The following is a 7,385-nucleotide window of genomic DNA, read 5'->3' on the forward strand; positions in this document are numbered from 1 at the left end:
GAAAGGCGCTGAAGGCTATGAGAGTTATGAAGTGCTTTCAGACTATGCTGACGTGCCACAGCGATGGGTTATGATCCGCAGTGAGCAGGCTCGGAAAAGTGAACAGAAGACACTGCTGAAAAAGATGCTGAAGAAGTCAGAAAAAGAAGCAGAAGCACTGACGAATAAATTGGCTAAAAAGCCATTCAAATGTAAGACAGATRCCCTGCGTGCGTTCAAGGAATGGCAAGCCAAAAACATCTATTGTCAGGCTGAACCTGTGATTACTGAGAAATCATGCTATACAAAAGCGGGGCGTCCAGAGAAAGGCAGTCAACCAGACAGCATGGAATATTATGTCAGTGGTCATCCGTGGTTAGCTGTTGACTGTCGTAAGGTTGTGGAGACCACCTTGGGATGCTTTGTATTAGCGACCAATGATCTGGACAAGAATGCGCTAAGCTCTGCAGAGGTACTGAGCACTTATAAATCACAGCAGTCGGTTGAGCGAGGCTTTCGCTTTCTGAAGAGTCCGGAGTTTATGGTCTCGGCACTGTTTTTGAAAAAACCGGAACGCATAGAAGCGCTGCTTATGCTGATGACGCTGTGCTTAATGGTTTACGCAGCCATTCAGCATCGAATCAGGCTTGAATTAAAAAAACAGAGTCGTTTTTTTCCCGGACATGAAGCGGAAACCCAGTCAGACCCCGACAGCACGCTGGGTGTTTTTCTGCTTTCAGGGTATTAATGTTCTGCTGGTCGATGGTCATGAAAAGCATGTTGTTGGTTTGCAGGAGAGGCAGTTAACGATCATTTCAATCCTTGGGCGACCGTACCAAGAAATTTATTCCTGATACAGGTGCTGAATGACGGGTTTATACGTTATCCATTTATATTTATATTTATCTAACCTGAGCCAATACTGTTAGTACAATAGACCCATTAAAAGGCAAGCAGTTCCGTGGTTCCTACTTCTTTTATGCTCAGAGGATTTGGAGCTGCCACATGCAACAAGCCTTGGATCTTCCATGAGTAGAAGACCAGGGCGGGCACAGTCCACAAAATCGAAACTTGAAAGCCAACAGGGAGATTGTTATTCCGAGGCTTCTTCAGACCAGGAGACGCCTATTCGCCCCCTTGAAGACTCCATCAACTGCTGTGTAAATGAGTTAATAAGATCCCCAGCCGCAGCAATCTCCAGACTAACCTGATCCCCATAATGGCAGTCCATCAACTGTATTTGAAAAGAGACCAGATAATGCCTGACCGATTGTTCCTGGGCATAATCACACGTGATCACCCCCTTCTGAAGGTGCACTCTCCGCTTCAAAGGCAACACTTCACAGGCCGCCTGAACTGCGGACCCATAAGCTCTGACCAAGCCTCCAGCACCCAGTCTTATGCCACCAAAATACCTCACAACCACCGCTACCACCTCGCCGAACCCTTTATGAAGCAGCACGTTCAACATGGGCTTACCCGCGGTGCCAGAAGGCTCTCCGTCATCATCACAGGCAATGGCCGCCCCGCCATTGGGTGAGCCCGCAATATATGCTGTGCAGTGGTGGGTCGCGTCAGGGTATTTCTGCCGGATAGATTGGATAAATGCTTGAGCATCAGCCTTGGAAGGCGCATGGGCTATCCAGGTGATAAAACGGCTTTTTTTGACGTCGGTTTCAAAAACCACTGTCTCGGCGGGCACATCGTAATCGGCAGGCATCGTTTCCAGAATCAGCAGGATAGAGCGGAGGGTGATAATACTTGAAGACTATTGAGTACGCCAAATCCAGTCTCTTCCAACCATGAAATGGCCTGATTAACCGTCTTCGGTGAACGTGAAATAGTCTTTCAAGGAGTCCACCAAATCGAAGATATCGTGACCAGCATTCACAATGCTGTAGCCCGAATCAAAATACTCCGGCCCCACATCGGGCTTACACCAGTGGCAACGGGCATCAAAGTCCAGATATTTGAGATCGCCATCACCGGGCATAATAACCCGCATGTTATACACAGCACCAATCAACACCGGCACCGAGCTGATCAACATAAGACCATTGCAACTGATGTTACCAATACTGCCCATAACCCGCATGGTATTGCGATTATAAACCTTGAGGTATTCCTGCAACTGGTGGCGTTGAATTGAGCGGCCTTCCTTGCCACTACTTCTCAAAGACATACTTTATACCTTAATGTACAAAAACTACTGCCCTTCCCGGAAATTCACAATCAATAGAATCTCTGAAAAAGATACACCTGCCTCATAATTACAGAAGATGGAAATACCCCTTTCCATGCCAACCACAACCTCCCTGATAAAAGGACAATCATTAGAGCTAATGGCCATAGAGGTAATGAATCAACTTGCTTAACCCAACTTTGATTTGACAGCCAAACATCATTACTTCCATCTACTTCAGCCTTGAAAAAACCATCACATAAATCTTATATTTCAGTCAGTTAAAAGAAATTCACGACACAGAATGCACACTAGGCACCAACGGATATAGCACTTTAAATACACCTTCTGAACCAGAGAACTTCATGATTCTGACGCTTAATATGGACATTAATAGACCTGCATTCTGGCGCAAGAATACTTGGCTAAAACCGCTCAAATCACATAAAACTGAATAAGAAAAGGCCAGATCCCAAGATCTGGCAACAGAAAGTAGTCAATGAAGGGAAAATAATCATGTTTCAAGGGCCTAATTAACCGTGTCCCCCCTGAAGTATGAAAGAATTACTTAATAATCAGACCCGTATCATCATCACCGATAGCTCTGATGGAATTCTCCAGCTGCTGGAGACGAACAGAAACCTGACTTTGAAAAGAACTCAGTTTCTTGCTCAATTCTTCCTGAGTTTCAGCGGATGCCACCACCTGCTGCTCAACGGTCTTCTGGCTATTAATTGTCTTTTTGAGAGCAGCAATCTCGCCCTTCAGAGCATCCACGTAGGCTGTCATATCCGAGTTAGCCACCAGCTGCTCAGTGGTAATAGCCTTGATCATCTGGTTAACTTCCACCAAACGCTTATCCTGCTGCGCATAACTCTTTTTCACGCCATCCATCTGACTCACAGCTTGATCGGCCTTTTTCGCGGTCTGGGCAATCTTCTCTTTATTCTCAGTGATCCACTGGCGATTCCGTTTATTGGTCACATCCCATAATTTACGGATTTCAGAATTCAGCACCTTCAACTCTGATCGAAACACCGAATCGCTCTGGCTGATATTCTCTCCGGTTTTCGAAACCTCGCCGGTTACTTGCCCAAGTGATTCCCGGGTTTCCTGTAATTGCTGCTGGGTATCCGCCAGTGTTTTCTGCAACTGAGAGAATTGCCAGTAACCACCACCGGCAACAGCCACCAGCAATAAAAACAGAATGGTACTCACCCAATAGCCGGCACCACCGGATTTGACCGGCACACCATGACCAGTATTGCGAGGTGCTCCCGCAGAAGCCCGTTGCCGGGAAGGGCGCTCATCCGCCGACAGAGAAAACCCCTGCTCGGGCTGCTGTGTCTTATTGTCCTCTCGCATAATCACTGAATTCCATCACAAATACGGCGCTTGTCTGTTCGTCTTCTGACTCATAGCGCAAAAAAAGAAGATTCATTGTAGAAGAAAGCGTTAGCACTCCCAAGCCAAAATGCACGTTTGCTCAATATGAACCTTGATTTTTTGATACAAACCGCAAGATACATACCAATTGGATTAGTAGTAGCCCCGATGCTACTATCGCTTTGCGAAAATCAGGTCTTCAAAAACCACAATTATTCCATCTGATATAAGATCAGAAAAGAAACGGAGCTAAACATGGCGTTTCAACTACCCGAACTCCCTTATGCCCTCGACGCCCTCGAGCCACACATCTCCAAGGAAACTCTGGAGTTCCATTACGGCAAGCATCACAACACTTACGTTGTAAAGCTGAACGGTCTGGTAGAAGGCACTGAACTGGCCAACAAATCTCTGGAAGAGATTGTTAAAACGTCTGAAGGCGGCATCTTCAACAACGCTGCCCAGATCTGGAATCACACCTTCTACTGGCACTGCCTGAGCCCAAATGGTGGCGGCAAGCCAAGTGGTGAACTGGCGGCGGCTATCGATAAGGCTTTTGGCTCTTTTGACGAGTTCGTTGCAAAATTCTCCGACATGGCGGTAAACAACTTCGGTTCTTCCTGGACCTGGCTAGTGAAAAACGCTGACGGTTCTCTGGAAATCGTCAACACCAGCAATGCGGCAACTCCGCTGACTGGCGAACAAAAGCCTCTGCTGACCTGCGACCTGTGGGAACACGCTTACTACATCGACTACCGCAATGTACGTCCTGATTATCTGAAAGCTTATTGGGAGCTGGTTTCCTGGAGCTTCGTTTCTGAGAATTTTGCAGCATAAGCTCTTAATATCTGGATTCCCAGTCAAGACAAAGACCTCAAGGTCTTTGTCTTCTATAGCGTTTATAAGCATTATCCCAACCCGCTTTTCACCAATCCATACTTGCCAAGTTACCGCCATGAGCCCCACACTATGCGGTTCTGATTAGACATCGCAATGCTCGCTACTATTTATTTATGCCAAGAATGCCAAGAGCCAATACCGAAGACTTTCTCTCCCTTTTTCTGGATGACATTCCTTTAATGGATGTGAGAGCGCCCGTTGAATTTGAAAAAGGCAGCTTCCCCGGCGCCACCAACCTGCCCATTCTGGATGACCGCCAGCGGGAAGTGATTGGCACCTGTTATAAACAGGAAGGGCCAGACGCAGCAGTGGAACTTGGCTATAAGCTGGCTACGGATGACGTTCGCAAGGAGCGTTTGGAAGGTTGGCAACGCTTCGTCAAACAACATCCAAAAGGTTATCTCTTTTGTTTTCGTGGTGGGCAGCGTTCCCACATTACTCAGGAATGGCTGGGTGAGTCTGGTCACCCATACCCGCTGATCAAAGGCGGTTATAAAGCGTTAAGACGCTTTTTGATTGATGAGCTTGAACGCGCCATTGAACAAGTGCCTTTTATTATCCTCAGCGGTAAAACCGGCACGGGCAAAACGTACTTAATACAACAGTTGCCCTACAGTATTGATCTGGAAGGCCTGGCAAATCATCGAGGCTCCAGCTTTGGTCGGCGCTATGGCGGACAACCAGGCCAGATCGATTTTGAAAACCGTTTGGCCATTGCTCTATTGAAACATCACCATCGACACCCGGGCATGCCAGTACTTCTGGAAGATGAAAGCAAGCTGATTGGCCGCTGCAGCTTGCCTCAGACCATGAAAGATAAAATGCAGGAGTCCCCCCTGATTCTTTTGGAAGAAACCATGGAAGAGCGGGTAAACATCGGTCTGAAAGAGTACGTTACGGAAAATCTGGCAGAGTTTGTCGATGCCTATGGTTATGAAGAAGGCTTTGAACAGTTTACCGAAGGACTTCATGGCAGCCTTTATCGAATCCGACGCAGGCTTGGTGGCGAACGCTATCAGCAGCTCACTGATATTCTTAATTCTGCCATCGAACAGCATAAACAAAACGGCGTAATAGACGGCTACAGCCCATTGATCAGCGAACTGCTCAGCGGTTACTACGATCCTATGTATGACTATCAACTGGAACAAAAAGCAGGCGAGATTATTTTCCGGGGTAACCGCCAAGCCATTAAGGAAAACTACACGGAATCGTTTCTGGCAACTGTAGCGCAGAAGCATACAGTAATGTAGTTAGCCACATGAAATCATATTTTCTGGCTGATTGGATAGCCACTCTCGGCAACTTGCTCCTGCGTTGCTCTACCTCCTGCATCCATGCAGTCGTACAGCGTTACAACTCCGGTCACATAGTTACGGCTATGCTCCCTACGTTGTGCCTTGTATAGTAACCATCCAATCAGCCAGAATTATTCGATTCCAAATGGCTAACTACTTAGAACCTGCTTAGAAAGAATAATGCTAAAAGGAAAATACAGTGAGCATCGACTTCGACAGTGTCATTGACCGAACCAACACGTCCAGTCTCAAGTGGGATCGCTTCGCTTCCGATGTGATTCCGCTCTGGGTGGCGGATATGGATTTCAAATCGGCTCCTGAGATTATTGAAGCGCTTCATGAGCGTATTGATCACGGAGTCTTTGGTTACACCATGCCTGATGGTGAGCTGGAACAGCTGGTGGTTGAGCGCTGTCGAAACCTGTATCACTGGGATATTGAGCCAGAATGGATTGTCTGGATGCCCGGATTAGTCTCAGCCCTCAATGTCTGTGTGCGTGCCTACGCCGGGAAAAGAGAAGGCGTTATTTCGCCTATTCCCGTTTATTACCCTTTCCTGACAGCACCAAAACTCGCCAACCGAGAGCTTATTGGTGTTGAATGGATAAAGAGTGATGGTCGCTGGGTGTTGGATCTTGACGGGCTGGAAAAGAAAATCAACAGTTCCACCAAATTGTTAATGCTGTGCAATCCACAAAATCCTAATGGCAGAGTCTTTACCCGGGATGAACTGAAAGCACTGGAACAGTTCTGCAAGAAGCACAATCTGATTGTCTGCTCCGATGAAGTGCATTGCGATCTGATTCTTGATCGACACGCAGAGCATATTCCCTATGCATCGATCAGTGATTACGCACGGGATCATTCTGTCACTCTGATGTCACCTTCGAAAACCTTTAACCTTGCGGGTTTTGGCTGTGCTTTCGCCATTATTCCCGATGGCAAAGTACGACATCAGTTCAATGCTACCCGCTCCGGTATTGTGCCATCACCGGACAGCACATTGATCGGTTATGCCGCCACCAAAGCAGCTTATCGACACGGTGAGCCATGGCGGCAGTCGCTATTAGATTACCTCCGTGGAAATCATGATTACCTGATGGAACAAATTAACAGTATTCCCGGGCTGTTCATGGAGCCTTTACAGGCAACCTATCTTGCCTGGATAGACGTCAGTGAGCTTCAGCTGGAAGATCCGCACCAGTTCTTTGAGCAAGCGGGCGTTGGGCTTTCACCAGGAAAACAATTTGGTGATGCAAACTATCTGCGGCTGAACTTTGGCTGCAGTCGCTCTGTACTGGAAGAAGCCATTGGTCGAATCAAAACGGCCATCATCAACAGATAATACCAATGTCGTTTTTAAATTGTGGAGTGAGCAAGTTATTTTGAGCGATTGGGCAATACCCGAGGGCATAAAGGCGAAGCGACGAGTCATAGCCTTTATGCCCGCTATGACGAGGAACTTCAACGCAGATCCAGTCGCTCAAAATGGCTGCGCAGCCCATAATTTAAAAACAGAATTGGTATAAACCAAAACTCACTTGAAACCATCGGTTTTATTTTGGTTTTGGCTTAACCGGTTTTCTGAGCACCTCTTCCTCCTCGTCAAGAGACGTCTTGGTATGGAGTCTGTCGGCTAA

6 protein-coding genes and 1 pseudogene are annotated in these 7,385 nt (G+C 47.1%); 4 read left to right on the top strand and 3 right to left on the bottom strand.

All coding sequences use genetic code 11. From position 1 onward, the window contains the following. Window positions 1-833: pseudogene (locus AKL11_RS00130) on the top strand (IS1634 family transposase); the annotation flags it as partial. Between the two features lie 239 nt (window positions 834-1,072). Here the strand turns inward: AKL11_RS00130 and AKL11_RS00135 are convergent. The 3 genes from AKL11_RS00135 to AKL11_RS00145 all read right to left on the bottom strand — a co-directional run bounded on the left by AKL11_RS00135 (window position 1,073) and on the right by AKL11_RS00145 (window position 3,526). Continuing rightward, complete coding sequence (locus AKL11_RS00135) at window positions 1,073-1,699, bottom strand: YigZ family protein (RefSeq protein ID WP_067514389.1); 627 nt, start codon at window positions 1,697-1,699, stop codon at window positions 1,073-1,075. Window positions 1,700-1,795: 96 nt separating this feature from the next. After that, complete coding sequence (locus AKL11_RS00140; protein WP_067514391.1) at window positions 1,796-2,161, bottom strand: PilZ domain-containing protein; 366 nt, start codon at window positions 2,159-2,161, stop codon at window positions 1,796-1,798. Window positions 2,162-2,725: 564 nt separating this feature from the next. Further along, window positions 2,726-3,526, bottom strand: a complete 801-nt coding sequence (locus AKL11_RS00145) for a hypothetical protein (RefSeq protein WP_067514393.1) — start codon at window positions 3,524-3,526, stop codon at window positions 2,726-2,728. 276 nt (window positions 3,527-3,802) lie between these two features. On the opposite strand from AKL11_RS00145, the gene AKL11_RS00150 reads away from it, so the two are divergent. From AKL11_RS00150 to AKL11_RS00160, 3 genes are all read left to right on the top strand, one after another. After that, complete coding sequence (locus AKL11_RS00150) at window positions 3,803-4,384, top strand: Fe-Mn family superoxide dismutase (protein ID WP_067514395.1); 582 nt, start codon at window positions 3,803-3,805, stop codon at window positions 4,382-4,384. Window positions 4,385-4,560: 176 nt separating this feature from the next. After that, on the top strand, window positions 4,561-5,700 hold the full coding sequence (gene mnmH / locus AKL11_RS00155) for a tRNA 2-selenouridine(34) synthase MnmH (RefSeq protein ID WP_216636526.1): 1,140 nt from the start codon (window positions 4,561-4,563) through the stop codon (window positions 5,698-5,700). A gap of 244 nt (window positions 5,701-5,944) precedes the next feature. Continuing rightward, complete coding sequence (locus AKL11_RS00160; protein WP_067514399.1) at window positions 5,945-7,090, top strand: MalY/PatB family protein; 1,146 nt, start codon at window positions 5,945-5,947, stop codon at window positions 7,088-7,090. Window positions 7,091-7,385: the final 295 nt, after the last annotated feature.

Source organism: Endozoicomonas ascidiicola, assembly GCF_001646945.1.
In the GTDB taxonomy this organism is placed as follows: Bacteria; Pseudomonadota; Gammaproteobacteria; order Pseudomonadales; family Endozoicomonadaceae; genus Endozoicomonas; species Endozoicomonas ascidiicola.